The sequence below is a fragment of the Micromonospora sp. NPDC003197 genome, assembly GCF_053590565.1.
On sequence record NZ_JBSFTE010000007.1, the window covers coordinates 180,818 to 200,177 of the forward strand.

Here is a 19,360-nt window from a genome sequence, read left to right on the forward strand (position 1 = left end):
GGATGGCTGGCTGCGTCTTCTGTGCCATCGTCGCGGGTTCGGCGTCGGCCTTCCGGGTCGCCGACGAGCCGGGCGGAGTGGCGTTCCTCGATACCCGGCCGGTGTTCCGGGGGCATGTGCTGGTGGTTCCCCGGGAGCACGTCGAGACCCTGGGTGAGCTGCCCGCTCCCGAGTTGCCGGGCTACTTCGGCCTGGTCCGACGGGTCGCGCTCGCCGTCGAGGCTGGGCTCGGCACGGGCGGCACCTTCGTGGCGATCAACAACCGGGTCTCCCAGTCCGTACCGCACCTGCACACCCACGTCGTGCCGCGAACCAAGGGCGACGGCCTGCGTGGGTTCTTCTGGCCGCGACACCGGTACGCCGACGACGCCGAGGCGGTCGACTACGCGGCCCGGATCGCCGCCGCCCTGGCAGCTGAATAGGCCAGGCCGCTGAGTAGGTCAGGCCGCTGGGTGGGGTCAGGCCGCTGGGTGGGGTCATGCTCAGGCCGGAGCCTGCCCCATCTCGGCCAGAATCCCGGTGCCCTGGCCTACCTCGATCAGGTAGCCATCCGGATCCCGCAGGTAGCAGCGGATCTCCATCCCGTGGTCCTTCGGCTCGGTGAGGAACTCGCCACCCCGAGATCGCAGGACGCAGGGTTGCCGTTCCCGGACCGCTTCCGCCCCGAGTACCCGCTGGTAGAACTCCCGCGACCGGTCGACGTCGCGCACGATCAGCAGGTGGGTGAGGACCGCCCCCTCCTGCGGCACGAAGTAGTCGGGTGCCTCGCTGCGCATCGTCTCGTTCCTCCCGGTCGGCTACCGACTTCCTCCCGGTCGGCTACCGCCGACTACCCGGCTGACGGGCGGCAAACACACCCGGGACCCTCGGGCGTGTGCCGGGCCGACCTGGGTAAGGATGCGGTGGCCGCTGGCGTTGTACACGCCGGACAGGTACGAGAGGAGTCCGACCGTGTTCCTTCGTCGTATGAAGGCCGAACTACCCACCCCGGACAAGGCGCTGCCCGGCCGGAGCACCCCGGTCCGGCTGGCCGACCGGCACGCAGTGCTCGACAGCAGCCTGCATGGCCCGTGGCCGCCCGGGGCCCAGGTCGCCGTCTTCGGGATGGGCTGTTTCTGGGGTGCCGAACGGCTGTTCTGGGGCCTGCCCGGGGTGATCTCCACCTCGGCCGGCTATGCCGGCGGGTTCACCCCCAACCCGTCGTACGAGGAGGTCTGCTCCGGCCACACCGGGCACGCCGAGGTGGTGCAGGTGGTGTACGACCCCACGAAGATCAGCTACGAGGATCTGCTGAAGGTCTTCTGGGAGAACCACGACCCGACCCAGGGCATGCGCCAGGGCAACGACGTGGGCACCCAGTACCGGTCTGCGATCTACACCACATCGCCGGAGCAGCGGCGAATCGCCGAGGCGTCCCGGGACGCGTTCGCCCCGGTGGTTGCCCGTACCGGCCGTGGGGAGATCACCACCGAGATCCACGATCTGGGCGACTACTACTTCGCCGAGGACTACCACCAGCAGTACCTCGCCCCGTCGAAGAACCCGGACGGCTACTGCACCCACGGGCCGACCGGCATGACCTGCCCGGTCGGGGTTGCCCGTACCGGAGGCTGAGCCGGTCGGGGTAAATCACTGGCAACGGCAGTGGGCGATGGATAGTTTGGCCGTACACGGGAAAGGAGGTGGTCCTACTTTGTACGGCATTGGGACTCGTGAGGTGGCTGTCCGCTAGCCGCTGTCCTTGACAGTTTCCGCGCCCGTTCCCAGACAGAACGGGCGTGCTTACCGCCGAGACCGTGTGGCAGCGGTGCGGCGAAACCACGACAGCCATCCGACCCCCGGGGTGCCGGCCCTAGTCCAGCCGGTCCACGCGAGCGCGTGGAGCCCCGGGGGTCGCCTATTGTGCGGGTGGGACAGCAGCGGAGGGTGGCCCGTGTCACGGCGCGAACTCGCGGTGCTGGGTACGGCCAGTCAGGTGCCGACCCGACGCCGTAACCAGAACGGTTACGTCCTGCTCTGGGACGACGAGGGGATCATGTTCGACCCCGGCGAGGGCACCCAGCGGCAGATGCGACTCGCTGGTCTCTCCGCCACCATGCTGACCCGGATCTGCATCACCCACTTCCACGGCGACCACTGTCTCGGCCTGCCGGGGGTGATCCAGCGGCTCTCGCTGGACCGGGTACCGCACCCGGTAGCAGCCCACTTCCCGGCCGAGGGCGTGGACTACTTCGAACGCCTGCGACACGCCAGCGTCTTCTACGAGACCGCCGAGGTCCGGCCCGAGCCGATCACCCGGGACGGGCAGCAGGTCGAGACCCACGCCGGCACGCTGGAGGCGCGGCGACTCTGGCACCCGACCGAGACGTACGGCTACCGACTGGTGGAGCCGGACGGCCGGCGGATGCTGGCCGACCGGCTGGCCGCGTACGGCATCACCGGCCCGGCCATCGGGGACCTGCTCCGCGACGGTCACGTCGACGTCGGCGAGCGCCGTGTCCCGTTGGCGGCGGTGAGCGAACGGCGACCCGGTCAGCGCTTTGCCTTCGTAATGGACACCGGCCTCTGCGATGGCGTGTTCGCCCTGGCCGAGGGGGCCGACCTGCTGGTGATCGAGTCGACCTTCCTGGCCGAGGACGCCGCGCTCGCCGCCGAGGTCGGCCATCTCACCGCGGCGCAGGCCGCGCGGGTGGCGACCGAGTCCGGGGTACGTCGGCTCGTGCTCACCCACTTCTCGCAGCGCTACCCCGATCCGGCCCGGTTCGCGGCCGAGGCGCGCGAAGAGTTCGCTGGCGAGCTGGTGGTGGCCGAGGACCTGATCCGGGTCCCGGTGCCGCCCCGGGTCACCAGCGCAGGGACTGCGCCAACTGCTTCGGCGCCCTGATCCGCCACGACTCGACGAGCAGTTCCCGCAGCTCCCGCAGGTCTACAGTGGATAGATTGAGCACCACCATCGGATAGTTGACGTAGTGCGCCGGAACGGTGAAGGTCGCCGAGTCCGTCGCGAGCAGCGCCTCCCGTTCGTGGGTGAAGATGGCGACCCGTTCGCCGTCTTCCAGCAGCCGGGCGAACACCTTGCCCCGCACCTTGCAGGCCGGTGTGCCGTAGGACGTGGAATGTTGGACCTCCGGCAGCGCCGAGGCCAGCTCGCGCAGGGTCTCCCAGGTCGCCATGTCGGCACGCTACTACTGTTGTGGGGGTGAGCATCACCCTCCGCCCGGCGCAGGCCGGCGACCTGATGGCGGTCGGCGAACTGCACTACCGTGCCCGGCTCTCGGCATATCGGGACATCGTGCCCGCTGACGCGCTGGCCGCGATCTCCGCCGACAGCATGGGTCGCTGGTGGGTCGAACGCTGGCCGTACGAACGGGACACCCACACGATGACCGTCGCCGAAGACGGTGACCGACTGGTCGGCTTTACCTACCTCGGCCCGAGTCCCGATCTGCCCGCCACCGGCGAGCTGTACGCCATCCATCTCGACCCCGCTGAGCAGGGCCGAGGCGTCGGCCGGACGTTGGTGGTCGACGCCCTGGAACGGATGCGTCAGCGCGGCTGGTCCCGGGCGACCCTGTGGGTGCTGGCCGACAACACGCACGCCCGCCGGTTCTACGAGCGGGGCGGCTGGGTCGCCGACGGCACCGAACGGGAGGGCGGTGTCGGCCCGGCGCTGACCCGCCAGCTGCGCTATGTCCGAGATCTGCCGTAGCCAGCAAAGTGTTTCACGTCACATAATAGGGGATGATCAGGGACGTTGCGCCGGAGCCGCCACTGTTACGGCGCATCCGCGAGGCGGTCATCGGCGACGACCGGCTCGTTCCCGGGCCGTACGGGCCACGTCGGATCACCTACGCCGACTACACCGCCTCCGGCCGGGCACTGTCGTTCATCGAGGACTTCATCCGCGACGAGGTGCTCCCGCACTACGCCAACACCCACACCGAGTCCTCCAGCACCGGCCGGCAGACCACCCGGTTCCGGGAGGAGGCCCGTGAGCTGATCCGTACGGCCATCGGCGGGGACGACCAGACCGTGGTCATCTTCGCCGGTTCCGGTGCCACCGGCGGCATCGACAAGCTGATCCGGATCCTCGGCCTGCATTCCGGACCACCACAACAGCAGCAGCCGGTGGCAGCTGCGGCCAACGGTCGGCCCGAGACCGATGCCCGGCCCGACGCCAACGATCGGCCCGTGGTCTTCATCGGGCCGTTCGAGCATCATTCCAACGAACTGCCGTGGCGCGAGTCGACCGCCGAGGTGGTGGTGATTCCGGAGGATGCCGACGGCCACATCGACATCGACCGGCTGGATGTGGAACTACATCGGCATCGACACCGGCCGTTGAAGATCGGTTCCTTCTCGGCCGCCTCCAACGTGACCGGCATCCTCACCGACACCGGCCCGATCTGTCAGCTACTCCACCGGCACGGCGCGCTGGCCTTCTGGGACTACGCCGCCGCCGGCCCGTACGTGGACATCGACATGGCCGGGACCGGTCTCCCGCTCGGCCACAAGGACGCGGTCTTCCTCTCCCCGCACAAGTTCGTCGGTGGGCCGGGCACCCCCGGCGTGCTCGCCGTACGGCGGGAACTGCTGCGCAACCCGGTCCCGTCGGTGCCCGGCGGCGGCACGGTCGACTACGTCAACGCCGTGGAACACCGCTACCTGCGCGATCCGGTACACCGCGAGGAGGGCGGTACGCCGGCCATCGTGGAGTCGATCCGCGCCGGTCTGGTGTTCCAGCTCAAGCAGGCGGTCGGCACCGAGCTGATCCGGGCCCGCGAGGAACAGTTCCGGCGTACGGCGATCAGCGCGTGGAGCGACAACCCGGCAATCGAGATCCTCGGCAACCCGCACACCGACCGGCTGCCCATCGTGTCCTTTGTGGTACGCCGGCCGGACGGCCGTCACCTGCACCACAACTTCGTGGTGGCCCTGCTCGACGACCTCTTCGGTATTCAGGCCCGGGGCGGGTGCTCGTGCGCCGGGCCGTACGGCCACCGACTGCTCGGCATCGACCTGGACCGGTCACACCGGTTCGAACAGGAGATCGTTGCCGGCTGCGCCGGAATCAAACCCGGCTGGGTACGGCTCGGCTTCAACTACTTCTTCAGCGACCCGGTGGGCCGGTTCCTGATCGACGCGGTGGACCTGGTCGCCACGCACGGCTGGAAGCTGCTGCCCGACTACGGGTTCACCCCGGAGACCGGGCTGTGGCGACACCGGAACCCGCCGCCCGAGCCGGCGCTACGCCTCGATGAGCTGCACTACCCCGAGACCGGGCCGGCCTGGCCGCGTCGGCACGACCGAGTGGGCGAGGAGGCGCTGGCAGGCTACCTGTCGTACGCCCGGGAGCTGTTCGAGCGGCACGACGGGCGCGACTGCGCCGACGGTGCCACCGGGTCGTCGGTGTCGCCCTCCTTCGAGGAGCTGCGCTGGTTCGTCCTACCGGAGATCTGCCTTCTGACAAAACAGCACAGCCCGGAGACCCCGTTGCACGGATGATCCCCGGGCTGCGCTGAAGCTCAGCCTGCGCGTGCCCGCGTCAGCCTGCGCGTGCCCGCCTCAGCGGGCGCCCAGGTGGGCCAGTAGGTCCTGCCGGGTCAGTACGCCCTTGGGCTTACCGTCCACCAGCACCAGAGCGGCGTCCGACTTCTCCAACATGTTGACTGCCTCGCTGACCGGCTGCCCGCCGCCGATCATCGGCAGCGGCTCCCCCATGTGCCGCTCGATCGTGTCGTGCAGGTGTGCCTGGCCGGTGAAGAGCGCGTCGAGCAGGTCCCGCTCGGCGATCGAACCGGCCACCTCGCCGGTCACCACCGGCGGCTCGGCCTTGAGCACCGGCAGCTGCGAGACGCCGTACTCACGCATGTAGTCGATCGCGTCGCGGACCGTCTCGGTCGGGTGCACGTGCACCAGCTCCGGGATCCCACCCGGCTTGCTGGCCAGCGCCTCGGCCACGGTCGCCTCGGTGCCCCCGGTCTGCATGAAGCCGTACCGGGCCATCCACTGGTCGTTGAAGATCTTCGACAGGTAGCCCCGGCCGCCGTCGGGCAGCAGCACCACGATTACGTCGTCCGGGCCGGCCTGCCGGGCGACCTCCAGGGCGGCCACCACAGCCATCCCGCAGGAGCCGCCGACCAGCAGCCCCTCCTCCCGGGCCAGCCGGCGGGTCAGCTCGAAGGAGTCCTTGTCGGAGACCTCGATGATGTCGTCACAGATGGTCCGGTCGTACGTCTCCGGCCAGAAGTCCTCACCGACCCCCTCGACCAGGTACGGCCGCCCGGTGCCGCCGGAGTAGACCGATCCCTCCGGGTCGGCGCCGATCACCTTGACCGCCCCGTTGGAGGCTTCCTTCAGGTAGCGGCCGACGCCGGAGATGGTGCCGCCGGTGCCGACACCCGCCACAAAGTGGGTGATCCGCCCCTCGGTCTGCTTCCACAGCTCCGGCCCGGTGGTCTCGTAGTGCGAACGCGAGTTGGCCGGGTTGGCGTACTGGTTGGGCTTCCACGCCCCCGGGATCTCCCGGGCCAGCCGGTCGGAGACGTTGTAGTAGGAGCGCGGGTCCTCCGGGGCCACGGCGGTCGGGCAGACCACCACCTCGGCCCCGTACGCCCGCAGCACGTCCTGCTTGTCCTGGCTGACCTTGTCGGGGCAGACGAAGACGCACTTGTAGCCCTTGAGCTGGGCGGCCAGGGCCAGTCCGACACCGGTGTTGCCGCTGGTCGGCTCGACGATGGTGCCGCCCGGCTTGAGCAGCCCAGCCCGCTCCGCGTCCTCGATCATCCGGGTCGCGATCCGGTCCTTGACCGATCCACCCGGGTTGAGGTATTCGACCTTGGCAAGCACGGTCGCCGAGATGCCCTCGGTCACGTTACGCAGTCGGACCAGCGGGGTATTGCCGATCAGATCGACGACGTTTTCGTAATAGTGCACCTCGTTGTGCCCTTCTCAAGGTGCCGACGGCTGGCCGCCGGGCGGATGGTCGCAGTTCAGCCAGCCTACGTGCCGTCAGTGCACCACATGCCCGGGGATCACCGTCTCACGACGACGCTCCCACTCCAGGAACCGCTCGGTCTCGCCGAGCACGCTGCCCGCCAGCCAGGTGATCATGAGGGCGTCGTCGGCGAGCCCGAAGATCGCCAGGAACATCTCCGGCACCAGGTCGACCGGGGAGGCGATGTACGCGGTGGCGGCCACCATCAGGGCCAGCCGCAGCCCGCCGTCGTACTCGCCCCGGGTAGTTGCCTTGATCATGCGGGGCAGGGCACCGATCCGCTTCCCCAGCGACGGGCCACCCCGTGCGCCAGAGGTCAGTGCCCGCCCCAGCGCCGCGAAAGCCGCCGTCCGTTTCAGTGTCTTCGCCATCTCTCATGACCTCCCTCTCGCCATGATGCACCCGCCGGCAAGGGATACCCACCGACACATCGACACCCCTGCTAACTGTTACCCATCGGTGTCGCTTTCTAGGCAGTCGGCTACCTCCGACGGCGACAGCGGTCGTCGTACCGCCGCGATAGCCTCGAAATTCTCCGAGTGATCTCGACAGGCGAGGGGGACGCTTGATGAGTCGGGCCGAGTCGCCGACAAAGACGACGCAACCGTGGGAAGGCGCACGTCGGGTCGCCAAGGTGGCCGCCGTGGGCGTGGGCGCGACGGCGGTAACCGCGATCGCCGCCTCCGGCCTGCTGATCGGTCAAGCCCAGCAGGCGCGACGGATCATCCCGATGGCCGAGGCACCGCCGCCACGCAACGACGGGGTCTACGGCGCGAAGTTCCCTGGTCGGCCGCTCAGCATGGTGGTGCTTGGCGACTCGACCGCAGCCGGCTACGGGGTGCACCGCACCCGGGAGACCCCGGGCGCGCTGCTCGCCACCGGCATCTCCCGCCGGCTGGGGCGGCCGGTCCGGCTACGCCGGTTCGCCGTGGTGGGCAGCCTCTCCGCCGGGCTCGCACCACAGGTCGAGGCCGCTCTCGAAGGCGAACCGGACCTCGCGGTCATCCTGATCGGGGGCAACGACGTCACCAACCGCACCCCGCACGCTGTCGCCGTACGCTATCTCGTCGATGCGGTCCGCAAGCTCCGGGCGGCCGGTGCCCAGGTGGTCGTCGGCACCTGCCCAGACCTCGGCGCGATCCAGCCGATCAAGCCGCCGCTGCGCTGGCTGGCCCGCCGCTGGAGCCGCCAGCTGGCCGCCGCGCAGACGGTGGCCGTGGTCGAGGCGGGCGGCTGGACGGTGTCCCTGGGCGACCTGCTCGGGCCCCGGTTCGCCGCCGAGCCGACCCGGCTCTTCGCCTGGGACCACTTCCACCCCTCCGCCGAGGGCTACGCGATCGCCGTCGCCGCGCTGCTGCCCACCGCGCTGGCGGCCCTCGGCTCGATCCAGGAGACCCGCGCCCCCCTCACCGCTGGCGAGGGCGTACGGTCGCTGCCCGCCGCCGCCCAAGAGGCGGCCAGACACGCCGGCACCGAAGTCCGGGGGGCCGAGGTCGGTGGACGCGAACGTGGGCCGGCCGGCCGGTGGGCCCAGCTACGCCGCCGCCGGGCCTGGTTTGGCCAGCCAAGGGCAGAGGAGCCGGTGAGCAGTGCGGCGACTCCCGCCGCGCCGTCCACCCCGGACGCGGTGATCGGTTCCCCCAGCGCGGAGGAGAAGGCATGAGGCGCACTGCTGCCCGAATCGGTCGGGCCACCCTGCTGACCCTCGTGGCCGGTACGGTCGGCGGCGCGGCGGTGCTCGCCGGCGAGGCGCTTCTGGCCCGTAACCGGCGATATGCCCAGCCCAAACTGGGGCTCGCGTTGCGTTCCACGGTCGGGCCGGCCAGCGCTCCCCCGCTACGCCTGGTGCTACTCGGCGACTCGGCCGCGCTCGGGGTCGGGGTTGAACACGTCGACGACACGGTCGGCGGTCAACTCGCCCGGCTCCTATCCACCGGCGACGGTCCGGCCGGAAGCAACACACACCGGGTGCTGCTCTCCAGCGTCGGCGTGTCAGGCTCCCGCTCCGCCGATCTTGCTACGCAGGTCGCCCGCTCCCTGCTCGGTGAGCGTCCCCACGTGGCGGTCATCCTGATCGGCGCCAACGATGCCACTGCGCTGCGCTGGCCGGGGGAGGCCGCCAGCCATCTCGGTGCCGCCGTACGCCGGCTCCAGGCCGCCGGGGTGGAGGTCGTGGTGGGCACCTGCCCCGATCTCGGTGCGGCGCGGGCGCTGGCGCACCCACTACGCGAGATCGCCGGTTGGCTCGGCCGACGCACGGCCCGAGCCCAGGCCCGGGCCGTGCTCGCCGCCGGTGGCGCGGTCGTGGACCTGGCCGGTGAGACCGGGCCGGTGTTCCGGGCCGACCCGGGAACCCTCTGCCATGACGGCTTTCACCCATCCGCCGACGGATATCGGGTCTGGGCACACGCCCTGCTGCCCGCCGTGGCGCACGCGGCAGCGGTCGCCAGACAGCACTGATCACGCGGGGTGGCGAAACCGGCCGGTCGGCAGAGTCGCCGCCACCGGGAGGAGGCGGCGGAACAGCCGATGATCAGAGTTCGTCGCTGACGGCGGCAATGTCCGCGGCGGCGGCCGATAGCACCGACGTCGGCGCGCCCGATGCGATCAGGTCGTTGACGACCACCCGGAGTTGATCGACCAGGGCCCCGGAGTTTTCCAGCCTCGGCACCTGGCGGCGGGGCTGGTCCTCGACGTCGGCCGCGAAATCGGCGATCCGTTGCACGAGCCGGTACATCACGTCCGCCCGGGAGCCCAGGCCGCTGGCAGCCTCCCCTGCCCAGCGCGTGCCCTCCCAGTGGCCCACCCGGCGGACCAGCAGGTCGAGTGACCGATTCAGTTCGTCAGCGCTCATCACACCCGAGTCTACGGGGCGAACGGGACATTTACCCTGCTGCCCGGAAAGGCTCTGGCTTCCCAATAGAGTTCTGGCCCGCCCCCGGTACCCGGGGACGGGCCAATGAACGATCCAGCGGCCGACGGTCAGCCGTCGCCCTGAAGGTGCGGTCAGTCGTCGCCCTGGAAGTAGCTGATCAGGCGCAGGATCTCGAGGTAGAGCCAGACCAGGTTCACCACGATGCCGAAGGCGGCGGTCCACGAGTAGCGCTGCGGCAGTCCCATCCGCACGCCCTCTTCGATCTCGTGGAAGCTCAGCACGAAGCTGAGCGAGGCAACCACGATGCAGACCAGGCTGAAGCCGATAGCCAGCGCACCGCCGCTACGCAGCCCCGTGTCGACACCGAAGAGCGCCAGCACCAGGTTGATCAGCATGACCCCGAAGAGGCCCGCCATCACCGCGATCAGGCCACGGGCGAACTTCGGCGTGGCCCGGATGATCCGCAACTTGTAGATCGTCGTCATCACGAAGAACACGGCGAAGGTGGCGATCACCGCCTGCAACACGATGCCGTTGTAGAGCGACTCGAACGCCTTGCTCACCGCACCGACGAGGACACCCTCGACCACCGCGTAGGTGATGACGAGCGCCGGGTTGGCCATCCGGGAGAAGGAGATGATCAGACCGAGCGCCAGGGCGACCACCGCGGCACCGATCCACGCCACACCGAGCAGCGCGTCGGGCACCAGCACCCAGGCCGCCGCCGCCGAGACACCCAGGATGCCCAGCAGGGCCACGGTCTTGATGACGACGTCGTCGACGGTCATCGGCTGTACGGTCGGCGGTGCAGCCGGGTAGCCCGTCGCCGGGTACGGCTGGCCGGGCTGAGCGTAACCGGGCTGACCGTACGCATCAGGCTGGGCGTAGGGGCCGGGCTGGCCATAGCCAGGCTGGCCGGGCTGGGCGTAGGGGCCACCATGGGCGTACCCGGCGGCCCGCTCGCGCTCGGCCGCCTGGCCAAGCCGGGCCAGCACCGGGTTGGAAGTCTTCACTGTCAGGCCTCCCTCGGGGGGTCGATGCACGATGACGTGCCAGTCAAGAGTAAACCGACGTCGCGGCCTTTTGGAGATCCAGCTACGCAGGCGGCGGTGGGTTACCGGGTGTGCCCGGGGCGGGGATCGAACCCGCACGCCTTTCGGCAGCCGCTTTTAAGGCGGCCGTGTCTGCCATTCCACCACCCGGGCCGGGAGGCTGCGGGGCATGCATACACACCCCGGTGCCTGTCACCGTAGCGGGTCCGTGCCGACGGGGCGCACCCCGGCGCGCCTCCGGGCACTAGGGTCATGCTCGTGACGAGCACAGCCCGCGCCGAGCAGGAGGCCGACCTCGATCAGGCCGCCCCGGACGACGCCGCCAAAGCCGCAGGTCCGAGGCGAAATCGCTGGGCCGTCTGGTTCCGTCGGTACCGTCCTGACCTGGCGATCTGCCTGCTGTTCATCTTGTTCTCAGTCTGGCTGACCCACGGCCTGTGGCCGGACCCGACCAACCGCACCCTCGCCCTCAACCCCGAGGACCAGACCCTGATCGAGTGGTTCCTGGCCAACGACGCCCGGATGCTACTGGGGGACTTCGGCCTGGTCAGTGACCGGCTCAACGCGCCTGACGGGTTCAACCTGATGGTGAACGCCACCATCATCGTGCCCGGGCTCATCCTCGCGCCGATCACGCTGACCCTCGGCACCGGCGTGTCGTTCGCCCTGCTGGTCGCCGGCAACCTGGCCTTCACCTCGATCGGCTGGTATCTGCTCTACAACCGGACGCTCGGTGCGCATCGGCTCGCCGCGGCCGTCGGCGCCGCCTTCTGTGGCTTCGCCCCAGGCATGATCTCCCAGTCCAACAGCCATCCGCACATGACCGCCCAGTGGCTGGTCCCGGCGCTGATCTGGTGCGTCGTCCGGATGGTCCAACTGTCGGATCCGCAGCGGCACGACCGTGGTCGCGCCACCAACCGCCGCCTCGTCGCCGTCTCGATCACCCTCGCCGCGCTGGTAAGCGTCCAGGTCTTCGTCGGCGAAGAGGTGCTCTTCCTCACCGCCGTCGTACTCGTCCTGTTGACGATCGCATACGCCGTGGTGGCACCGGCATTCGTCCGGCGGGTACTCCCCCGGTTCAGCCTGGCCCTCCTGGCCGCCGCCGGCCTGGCCGGAGCCGTCCTCGCGTACCCGTTGTGGATGCAGTTCGCCGGGCCACAGAGCGTGCCGAACGGGGTGTTCAGCCCCGACTACTTCTCGGCCGACCTGGCCAGCTATCCGGCCATCTCGCCGCTGTCCATCGCCGGCCTACCCGATTCGGCCGGGCTCAGCACCGGCCCCTCCGAGTACAACACCTTTCTCGGTCTGCCCCTACTCCTGGTTATCGCGGGGTGCGCCTGGTGGCTGAGGCGGAATCCGCTGGTCCTCGCCATCGTGCCGGTCGGGCTACTCTCCGCCTGGCTCTCACTCGGGCCGCAGGTGGTCGTCAACGGTGTCCGTACCGAGATCTGGGCACCGTACGAGTTGCTCCGGAACAAGCCGGTGATCGAGGGTGCGTTGCCGATGCGGTTCGCGTTGGCGCTGATCCCGTTGATTGCCACACTGCTGGTACTGGCCCTGGACCGGGCGGCCCGCGCCGACACCGGCCCGAGCCGCATCCTGGTGCCGATCGCCGTCGTCTCCGCGCTGCTGCCCATCGCCCCGGCACCACTGCCCGCCACCTCCCGTACGCCCGTACCGACGTTCATCACCGCCGGGCACTGGCGGCAGTGCGTCCCCAGCGACGGAGTGCTGGTGCCGGTACCGTTGCCGACTCCGAAGGAACCGGACGCGATGCGCTGGGCCTCGGCCGCGAACGCGGAGTTCCGGCTGCCGGAGGGCTTCTTCATCGCGCCGTACGGGGCGCAGGGGCGAGCCTCGATGGGCACGTACAAGCAGCCGACCTCGGCGCTGCTCGCGGAGGTCGCCAAGACCGGACAGGTACCGGTGATCGACCAGGGGCACCGCGACCAGGCCGCCCGGGACGTCGCGTTCTGGGACGCCTCCTGCATGGTGCTGGCCGAGTCACAGCCCAATGCGACTCCGCTCCGCGAGACCCTGAACGCGCTCTTCGGTCCCGGCACCCGGATCGCCGACGCGTGGACCTGGCGGGTCTAGCTGGCGGGTCTAGCTGGCGGGTCTAGCTGGCGGGTCTAGCTGGCGGCCATGCGCTTCTCGGCCGCGGCGCGGGGCTCCTCTTCGACGGTGGTCGGCTTCTCGGCCACCGCGAGCACCGACTGGCCGAACGGAAGGCGTACCCGTGCCTCCACCCGACGGAGCACCGGCACGATGAGCTTGTCGTAGATCTTCAGTGGCAGGCCCTCGCGGGGCGCGCCGCTCAGGGCCTTGACGAAGACCAGCCAGCCGAAGAAACCAAGCGAGTTGAAGTAGCGCACCCGGACCGGCCGGAGCCCGGCCGCCTCCAGCTTCGCCCTGAGCGAGCCGACCCGATGCCGGCGAAAGTGGCCGATCTCCCGGTCGAACCTGCTCATCAACTGCGTGAACGCCGGCACGACGAGCACGATCCGACCACCGGGTCGCAGCAGTCGGGCGAAGTCCTGCAATGCCGCCACGTCGTCCTCAATATGTTCGAGTACGTTGAGGGCGACCACGGCGGAGTACGTACCGGATTCCCGGATCGGCACCGCCAACTCGCGGACCTGGACCGTGGGATGGTCCCTGAACCGCCGCCGCAACTGGGCCAACCGACCGGGGTCGGCCTCCGACGCGGTCACTGGCCGGCCGGTGGCGGCCCATCGGGCAGCGGCGTCCCCCAGCCCGGAACCGACCTCCAGCGGATCGTCCCCCAACCACGGTTCGGTCAGGGAGACCACCCAGCCGAGGTGGTTGACGGCGGACCGAAGATCCTCCAGCACCTCGGACTGGAGGACGGTAGCCTCCTCAAGCGTCGCGGGCACCCACTCGCTGGCCGAAGCACTCACCCGCGCGACACCCCGTCCGCACCCGCGGAACATCGGTCTCGCACGTTCGCGCACCACCCGACACCCGTCGTCTTGGCTGACCAGCCGGAAACGGTGACAGCGCGAAGGCGGGGCATGAGGGGCTCCTCGTCATCGTGGCGTAGGCCGAAGCCTGGACAGGATAACGCGTACCGGCACCTGCCGAAGGTCCCTCAGCACACCGGCCGAAAGCCCTCCGTAGTGGCCTGCCCGACGCGGGTGACATGCTCCTTCCCGGCCCCGCGGGCGGCAGGACGTGGCCCGGCGGGGTGGCTAGCGCCGGGTATCCGCCTCGATCCGGGGCGTGGCTTCGAGGAACTCCTCCCTCGGATCGTGCAGCTGCCCCAAGGCGACCACCTCGCGCTTGAGAATGAGAGCGAGTGACCAGTCGACCACCACCCGGATTCGGCGGTTGATCGACGGAATCCGGCTCATGTGGTACGTCCGATGCATGAACCACGCGCCGATACCGGTCATCTTGATGCCGTAGACCTGCGCGACCCCCTTGTGCAGGCCGAGGCTGGCCACGCTGCCCACGTGCTTGTGCTTGTAGTCGACCGGCGCTTCGCCCCGGATCACGGCGCGGATGTTGTCCGCCATCCGCTCCGCCTGGCGTACGGCGTGCTGGGCGCTGGGTGAGCAGAACGCTCCGGGTTCCTTGGTCAGGTCCGGCACCGCCGCGCAGTCACCGGCGCTCCACGCCCCCTCGACGACCTGGTCCCCGTCCACCACCTGCAGGTTGGGTAGGCAGGTAACCCGGCCCCGGTTGTCCCGGGGCAGGTCGGTCTGGTCGAGCATGGGCGAGGGCTTCACCCCGGCGGTCCACACGATCGTGTCGGCCTTGAAGCTGTCCCCGTCGGAGAGGACCACCCGACCATCGACGCAGGATTCGAGGCGGGTGTCCAGCCGGATGTCCATCTTCCGCTTGAGCAGCTGCTGGACGGTGTACGCCCCCATGTCCGGGTCGACCTCGGGCAGCACCCGCCGGGTCGCCTCGACCAGCACCCACCGCATGTCGTCGGCTGAGAGCTCCGGGTAGTACTTGAGCGCGTCCCGGGCCATGTCCTCCATCTCGGCCAGCGCCTCGATACCGGCGTAGCCACCGCCGACGAAGACAAAGGTCAGGGCGCACCGACGGACCTCCAGGTCGGCCGTTGCCGCCGCCACGTCGAGCCGGTCCAGCACGTGGTTGCGCAGGTAGATGGCCTCACCGATGGTCTTGAACCCGATGCCGTGCTCGCGCAGACCGGGGATCGGCAGGGTCCGGGACACCGAGCCGGGCGCCACGATGATGTGGTCGTACGGCACCTCGTGCGGCGGCCCGATGATCGGCTGCACAGTGGCGATCTTGCGGGCGTGCTCGATCCGGGTCACCGCGCCAGAGACGATGTGGCACCGGCGTAGCGACCGCCGCAGCGGCACCACGGAGTGCCGGGGCGAGATGTTGCCGGCCGCCGCCTCGGGCAGGAACGGCTGGTACGTCATGTGTGGCTGCGGGTCGACCACGATGACCTCGGCCTCGCGTGCCCGGAGCTTCTTCGACAGGCGCAGGGCAGCGTAGAGGCCGACATGTCCGGCACCGACGACAAGGATCCGCTTGGGCTTCACAGGTCCATCTTTCCCCTGGCAGCCCGATGTTGCTCGCCAGATGCCCCCTTCTGTGATGGAGGACGCCGGTGTGAGCTGCCTGACGTCGGCCCTGCTGAGTGGTTAGGAAGGGCCCCTTCCTATACAGAAAACGATAGGAAGGGGCCCTTCCTAACCTCAAAGCCCAAACCTCAAAGCCCTACCGGCGGCGGAGGAGCCAGGCGAGCAGTGCGGCGACGCCGACCGCGACGGCGAGCCCGGCCAGCGCCACGGCGAGGAAGGTCCCGTCGCCGGTACGTTCGGCCAGCGTCGTCAGTAGTACCGCCAGCACCCCGGTGGCGAGCAGCACCCCGAGGGCGCGGGCCACCCAGCGGACCGGCACCGCCGGGGCGACGATCGCGTCCCGGGGCAGCAGGGCAGCCAGTGCGGCCAGGCTGTGGGTGAGGTAGAGCAGGGCGGCCAGCGTCAGCAGCCGCCAGAGCACCACCGGTTCGCCGTACCTGCTGGTGGAAATCACCCAGCCACCCACCGCAAGCAGCACGGCGATGGTGGTTCCGGCCCGTCGGGGGAAGAGCGCGGGCAGCAGCGCCACCACCAGCAGCACGGGCAGGAGCCGAGTGGTCAGCAACTGCGCGGGATACGCCACCAGCAACGCGCCCAGGGCGGTGAGGAAAGCCCCGAAGCGCACCAGCAGCGGCATGAGCGTCATCCGGCTGGCGGCGGTGCCGGCGGCTCGGACCCGACCAGAAACCTTCTTGATCATCGGACTCCTGCCCGGGGTGCGCCGGCCAGCCGGGCCACGTCCCGCAGTACCAGGTCGAGACTGCCCGCCCCGGCCCAGGCGACCACCGGCACGCCGTGTTCGCGCAACTGGCCGAGGATGTTCTCCCGGTCCAGCCGCCACAACCGGTACGCCATCTCGGTCCACGGTCCGTTTCGCGCTGGTGCGGTCACGTCGGGCAGCGTGTCGACGGCCACCACGAAGCGCCCGGAGCGGGCCAGCCGGGCCAGCATCGCCGCCGACCGGGGGTCCACCAACGGGGTGAGTACCACCACCAGGGCGCTGGAGGAGAGCAGGTGCGCGCCGAAGACCTCGTCGTACGGCTCGTACGGGGAGGGCTCGACCCGTACGTCGAGCAGCCATTCCAGCAGCGTCAGATACTGCCGACGGCCGGTGGCGGGGCGCAGTCGACGAGCGGACGGGCCGTATTCGAGCATCGCCACCCGGTCGCCCCGATGCAGGTAGTGTTCGCCGATCGCGGCGGCGGCCCGGACGGTGGTGTCCAGCACCGACCTGGTGCCGTCGACGCCGCCGGATCGTCCCCCCTCGGCGAGTACGTCGAGCAGCAGCACCACCTCGGCGTCCCGGTCGGACAGGGTCGCGGCGACGTGCAGTTGTCGGGCGCGCAGCGAGACGCGCCAGTCGATGCGGCGCAGCCGGTCGCCGGAGCCGAAGACGCGTACCCCGGCCAGTTCCCCGCCCTCCCCTGGCCGGCGGGACCGATGGCCGCCGACCAGTCCGGCGGCCCGGGGCATCGCCTCGTCCGCGTCGAACGGTTCGGTCACCGGATAGATGCGCAGCGCGGGGGCATTGCTCACCACCGGTCGGCTGGTCAGCAGCCCGTCGCAGGCCGCTACCCTGATCGCCGCCGGCCCGAGCTGGTGGCGGCCCCACCGCCGGGCCCGGCCGGTGAGCTGGATGCCGCTGCGGGCACCGGCCGGCACGTTGAAGCCCAGTGGTTGGGCCACCCCGCCGGCCCGCAGTCCACCCCGGCGACCGCCCGCGTGCCCGTGCTCCCCGGCCGCCTCGCCACCGGAACGGCCGCTCTCGCCCTTACCGCCGCTCTCGCCCTTACCGCCGCTCTTGCCGCCGCTCTTACCGGCACCGCCACCGCTGTCGTCCTCGGCCTCATCGACGTCGACGTCGACGTCGACGTCGACCAGGCTGGCCTGCTCGATCCGCAACCAGGGTGACACCAGCGACCGGACCAGCACCAGGTCGTAGGCGACCGGCTCCGGGTTCGCCACGGTGATGCCACCACTGATCGGTCCGCCCTCGACCAGGTAGTTGTCTTCGGCGGTGACGTCGACCTGCGGGGGCGCGACGGGCCGGCGACGCATCGCGTACGCGGTGCCGAGGGCGAACGGTACGGCCAGCACGATCAGGTCGACCCGGCCGAGCAGCACCCCGGCGACCAGCAGCAGCCCGGTCAGTAGCACCGCCCGGCCGAAGGCACGGGTGGGTGCCCAGTCCGGGCCGGCCGGGGACCCGACCGCCTGATCTGCCTCAGCCGGCCGGCGCGCCTCGTCGCCCGGTACGGCCGACCGCAGGGTCGTCGCGTCGGTCATCGAGCGGCGTGCCCAGCCGGCACCCGGCCGGCTCCGGCAGTGGCGTAACTGGGTAGCGCACCGCTGGCCGGGGCGGGGGTGGCGGCCAGCACCTCCTCGACGACGAAGGACGGGTCGACCCGGCGCAGCCACATCTCGGGGCGCAGCGTGATCCGGTGTGCCAACGCCGGCACCGCCACCTCCTTGACGTCCTCGGGGACGACGTAGTCGCGGCCGGCCATCGCCGCCCGGGCCCGGGACAGCAGCAGCAGCGCGAGCGAGCCTCGGGGCGAGGCTCCGACCAGCACCGAGGCGTGTTCCCGAGTGGCCGCGGTGAGCGCCACGATGTACCGGCCGATGGAGTCCTCCACCACCACGTTCTCCAGGGCCGCCTGCATGGCCCGCAGGGTGGTCGCGTCCACCACCGGCGCCAGTTCGGCCTCCTCCTGGCGGCGGGACATCCGGCGGCGCAGGACGTCCCACTCCTGTTCCTGGTCGGGGTAGCCGAACGAGACCCGGAGCAGGAACCGGTCGAGTTGCGCCTCGGGCAGCGGGTACGTCCCCTCGTACTCGATCGGGTTGGCGGTGGCCAGTACGTGGAACGGCGGGTCGAGCCGGTAGGTGACCCCTTCGACGGAGACCTGTTTCTCCTGCATCGCCTCCAGCAGCGCCGACTGGGTCTTCGGCGGGGTCCGGTTGATCTCGTCGGCGAGGAGCAGGTTGGTGAAGATCGGGCCGGCGCGGAAGCTGAAGTCGGCCTTGCGCTGGTCGTAGAGGAACGATCCGGTGACGTCGGCGGGCAGCAGATCGGGGGTGAACTGCAACCGGCGGAAGTCCATTCCAAGTGCCTGGGCGAAGGACCGGGCGGTCAGGGTCTTACCCAGCCCGGGTAGGTCCTCCAGCAGCACGTGACCGCCGGCCAGGATGCCGGAGAGCACCAGTTCCAGGGCGTCGCGCTTGCCGACCACCACCGTGCCGACCGCGTCGAGCACCGCCCGGGCCAACCGACCGACCTCGGCGGTGGGGACGGGCTGCACCTCGTTCATCGAAATCCTTCCGTGGAAACCCCCGGCTTTGGCCGTGGGGAGGAAACGGAACCCCTGCGAAGCAGGTCAGGGGTAGCCCGTCCGCCGCCAAGGCGGTTGGGCGTCTGGTCAGACGTTGCGCTGGCTCTCGACATACCTCTTCACGATCTCCAGGGTCGCGCCTCCGACTGTGGCGACGAGGTACGAGTTGGTCCACAGAGTCGGTATCCGGGATCTGACCTCTGGGAACTCTTGCCGGATGAGCCGCGAGGAACGGCCCTTGATTTGCTTGACCAGCCGATGGATGCCGTACTGCGGATCGACGGTGACCAGAAGGTGCACCTGGTCGGGCATGGTTTCCAGCTCGACGATCGGGGCGTCACGCTCGGCGCAGACCTCGCCGATGATCTGCTTGAGCCGGATGTCAACGTCTCCGGTGATGACTTTTCGCCGGTACTTCGGGCACCAGACGACGTGGTAGGTGCAGCGGTACACGACGTTGTTGTTCGACCTGATCTCGCCCACACCGACAGCATATAGCTTCGAGCTGTATACTG

General features: G+C 70.1%; 20 protein-coding genes and 1 tRNA gene. 8 read left to right on the top strand and 13 right to left on the bottom strand.

Annotated features, from left to right (window positions below; translation table 11 throughout):
• Positions 1–2 precede the first annotated feature (2 nt).
• Positions 3–422: an HIT family protein gene (locus tag ACWDV4_RS10615; protein ID WP_449976593.1), complete on the top strand. Its 420-nt coding sequence runs from the start codon at positions 3–5 to the stop codon at positions 420–422.
• A 60-nt stretch (positions 423–482) separates the two neighbouring features.
• On the opposite strand, the gene ACWDV4_RS10620 is transcribed toward ACWDV4_RS10615, so the two are convergent.
• Complete coding sequence (locus tag ACWDV4_RS10620) at positions 483–776, bottom strand: VOC family protein (protein ID WP_449976596.1); 294 nt, start codon at positions 774–776, stop codon at positions 483–485.
• Positions 777–951: 175 nt separating this feature from the next.
• Between ACWDV4_RS10620 and msrA the strand changes: the two genes are divergently transcribed.
• Both msrA and ACWDV4_RS10630 read left to right on the top strand, forming a co-directional pair.
• A complete protein-coding gene (msrA, locus tag ACWDV4_RS10625) occupies positions 952–1,614 on the top strand; it encodes a peptide-methionine (S)-S-oxide reductase MsrA (protein WP_449976598.1) in 663 nt (220 codons plus the stop codon).
• Positions 1,615–1,933: 319 nt separating this feature from the next.
• On the top strand, positions 1,934–2,884 hold the full coding sequence (locus tag ACWDV4_RS10630) for a ribonuclease Z (RefSeq protein WP_449976600.1): 951 nt from the start codon (positions 1,934–1,936) through the stop codon (positions 2,882–2,884).
• Here the strand turns inward: ACWDV4_RS10630 and ACWDV4_RS10635 are convergent.
• Positions 2,844–3,173, bottom strand: coding sequence for an MmcQ/YjbR family DNA-binding protein (locus ACWDV4_RS10635; protein WP_449976602.1), 330 nt, complete (start codon positions 3,171–3,173; stop codon positions 2,844–2,846). The genes ACWDV4_RS10630 and ACWDV4_RS10635 overlap by 41 nt on opposite strands.
• Before the next feature lie 26 nt (positions 3,174–3,199).
• On the opposite strand from ACWDV4_RS10635, the gene ACWDV4_RS10640 reads away from it, so the two are divergent.
• Positions 3,200–3,709: an N-acetyltransferase family protein gene (locus ACWDV4_RS10640; RefSeq protein ID WP_449976604.1), complete on the top strand. Its 510-nt coding sequence runs from the start codon at positions 3,200–3,202 to the stop codon at positions 3,707–3,709.
• Between the two features lie 32 nt (positions 3,710–3,741).
• Entirely contained in the window at positions 3,742–5,505 is a 1,764-nt protein-coding gene (locus tag ACWDV4_RS10645) for an aminotransferase class V-fold PLP-dependent enzyme (protein WP_449976606.1), read from the top strand.
• A 60-nt stretch (positions 5,506–5,565) separates the two neighbouring features.
• On the opposite strand, the gene ACWDV4_RS10650 is transcribed toward ACWDV4_RS10645, so the two are convergent.
• Both ACWDV4_RS10650 and ACWDV4_RS10655 read right to left on the bottom strand, forming a co-directional pair.
• The gene (locus ACWDV4_RS10650) at positions 5,566–6,936 is read right to left on the bottom strand and encodes a cystathionine beta-synthase (RefSeq protein WP_449976609.1); all 1,371 of its coding nucleotides are present in this window, start codon (positions 6,934–6,936) and stop codon (positions 5,566–5,568) included.
• A gap of 75 nt (positions 6,937–7,011) precedes the next feature.
• Positions 7,012–7,368, bottom strand: a complete 357-nt coding sequence (locus ACWDV4_RS10655) for a YkvA family protein (RefSeq protein WP_449976611.1) — start codon at positions 7,366–7,368, stop codon at positions 7,012–7,014.
• Positions 7,369–7,565: 197 nt separating this feature from the next.
• On the opposite strand from ACWDV4_RS10655, the gene ACWDV4_RS10660 reads away from it, so the two are divergent.
• Positions 7,566–8,660, top strand: a complete 1,095-nt coding sequence (locus ACWDV4_RS10660; RefSeq protein ID WP_449976613.1) for an SGNH/GDSL hydrolase family protein — start codon at positions 7,566–7,568, stop codon at positions 8,658–8,660.
• Positions 8,657–9,457 (top strand): SGNH/GDSL hydrolase family protein, encoded by an 801-nt coding sequence (locus ACWDV4_RS10665; RefSeq protein WP_449976616.1) that lies wholly within the window; start codon positions 8,657–8,659, stop codon positions 9,455–9,457. The genes ACWDV4_RS10660 and ACWDV4_RS10665 overlap by 4 nt, the downstream gene beginning before the upstream one ends.
• A gap of 73 nt (positions 9,458–9,530) precedes the next feature.
• Here ACWDV4_RS10665 and ACWDV4_RS10670 read toward each other — a convergent pair whose 3' ends face one another.
• The 3 genes from ACWDV4_RS10670 to ACWDV4_RS10680 form a co-directional block, all read right to left on the bottom strand.
• Entirely contained in the window at positions 9,531–9,851 is a 321-nt protein-coding gene (locus ACWDV4_RS10670) for a hypothetical protein (protein ID WP_449976619.1), read from the bottom strand.
• Between the two features lie 152 nt (positions 9,852–10,003).
• Positions 10,004–10,885, bottom strand: a complete 882-nt coding sequence (locus ACWDV4_RS10675; protein ID WP_449976622.1) for a Bax inhibitor-1/YccA family membrane protein — start codon at positions 10,883–10,885, stop codon at positions 10,004–10,006.
• 111 nt (positions 10,886–10,996) lie between these two features.
• Positions 10,997–11,077 (bottom strand) — tRNA-Leu (locus ACWDV4_RS10680).
• 99 nt (positions 11,078–11,176) lie between these two features.
• Here ACWDV4_RS10680 and ACWDV4_RS10685 point away from each other — a divergent pair.
• Positions 11,177–13,021, top strand: a complete 1,845-nt coding sequence (locus tag ACWDV4_RS10685) for a hypothetical protein (protein WP_449976624.1) — start codon at positions 11,177–11,179, stop codon at positions 13,019–13,021.
• A 35-nt stretch (positions 13,022–13,056) separates the two neighbouring features.
• On the opposite strand, the gene ACWDV4_RS10690 is transcribed toward ACWDV4_RS10685, so the two are convergent.
• The 6 genes from ACWDV4_RS10690 to tnpA all read right to left on the bottom strand — a co-directional run bounded on the left by ACWDV4_RS10690 (position 13,057) and on the right by tnpA (position 19,328).
• Entirely contained in the window at positions 13,057–13,845 is a 789-nt protein-coding gene (locus ACWDV4_RS10690; RefSeq protein ID WP_449976626.1) for a class I SAM-dependent methyltransferase, read from the bottom strand.
• 291 nt (positions 13,846–14,136) lie between these two features.
• Positions 14,137–15,471, bottom strand: a complete 1,335-nt coding sequence (locus tag ACWDV4_RS10695; protein ID WP_449976627.1) for an NAD(P)/FAD-dependent oxidoreductase — start codon at positions 15,469–15,471, stop codon at positions 14,137–14,139.
• Between the two features lie 178 nt (positions 15,472–15,649).
• Positions 15,650–16,213, bottom strand: coding sequence for a hypothetical protein (locus ACWDV4_RS10700; protein ID WP_449976629.1), 564 nt, complete (start codon positions 16,211–16,213; stop codon positions 15,650–15,652).
• Positions 16,210–17,799: a DUF58 domain-containing protein gene (locus tag ACWDV4_RS10705; RefSeq protein WP_449976631.1), complete on the bottom strand. Its 1,590-nt coding sequence runs from the start codon at positions 17,797–17,799 to the stop codon at positions 16,210–16,212. Before ACWDV4_RS10705 ends, ACWDV4_RS10700 begins: the two co-directional genes overlap by 4 nt.
• On the bottom strand, positions 17,796–18,824 hold the full coding sequence (locus tag ACWDV4_RS10710) for an AAA family ATPase (protein ID WP_449976633.1): 1,029 nt from the start codon (positions 18,822–18,824) through the stop codon (positions 17,796–17,798). Before ACWDV4_RS10710 ends, ACWDV4_RS10705 begins: the two co-directional genes overlap by 4 nt.
• Positions 18,825–18,932: 108 nt before the next feature.
• Positions 18,933–19,328, bottom strand: a complete 396-nt coding sequence (gene tnpA / locus ACWDV4_RS10715) for an IS200/IS605 family transposase (RefSeq protein ID WP_449976635.1) — start codon at positions 19,326–19,328, stop codon at positions 18,933–18,935.
• Positions 19,329–19,360: the final 32 nt, after the last annotated feature.

Coding starts and splice junctions, on each gene's coding strand:
- ACWDV4_RS10615 (WP_449976593.1), top strand. CDS start 3: ATGGCTGGCTGCGTCTTCTGTGCCATCGTCGCGGGTTCGGCGTCGGCC.
- ACWDV4_RS10620 (WP_449976596.1), bottom strand. CDS start 776: ATGCGCAGCGAGGCACCCGACTACTTCGTGCCGCAGGAGGGGGCGGTC.
- ACWDV4_RS10635 (WP_449976602.1), bottom strand. CDS start 3,173: ATGGCGACCTGGGAGACCCTGCGCGAGCTGGCCTCGGCGCTGCCGGAG.
- ACWDV4_RS10645 (WP_449976606.1), top strand. CDS start 3,742: ATGATCAGGGACGTTGCGCCGGAGCCGCCACTGTTACGGCGCATCCGC.
- ACWDV4_RS10655 (WP_449976611.1), bottom strand. CDS start 7,368: ATGGCGAAGACACTGAAACGGACGGCGGCTTTCGCGGCGCTGGGGCGG.
- ACWDV4_RS10660 (WP_449976613.1), top strand. CDS start 7,566: ATGAGTCGGGCCGAGTCGCCGACAAAGACGACGCAACCGTGGGAAGGC.
- ACWDV4_RS10665 (WP_449976616.1), top strand. CDS start 8,657: ATGAGGCGCACTGCTGCCCGAATCGGTCGGGCCACCCTGCTGACCCTC.
- ACWDV4_RS10670 (WP_449976619.1), bottom strand. CDS start 9,851: ATGAGCGCTGACGAACTGAATCGGTCACTCGACCTGCTGGTCCGCCGG.
- ACWDV4_RS10685 (WP_449976624.1), top strand. CDS start 11,177: ATGCTCGTGACGAGCACAGCCCGCGCCGAGCAGGAGGCCGACCTCGAT.
- ACWDV4_RS10700 (WP_449976629.1), bottom strand. CDS start 16,213: ATGATCAAGAAGGTTTCTGGTCGGGTCCGAGCCGCCGGCACCGCCGCC.
- ACWDV4_RS10705 (WP_449976631.1), bottom strand. CDS start 17,799: ATGACCGACGCGACGACCCTGCGGTCGGCCGTACCGGGCGACGAGGCG.
- ACWDV4_RS10710 (WP_449976633.1), bottom strand. CDS start 18,824: ATGAACGAGGTGCAGCCCGTCCCCACCGCCGAGGTCGGTCGGTTGGCC.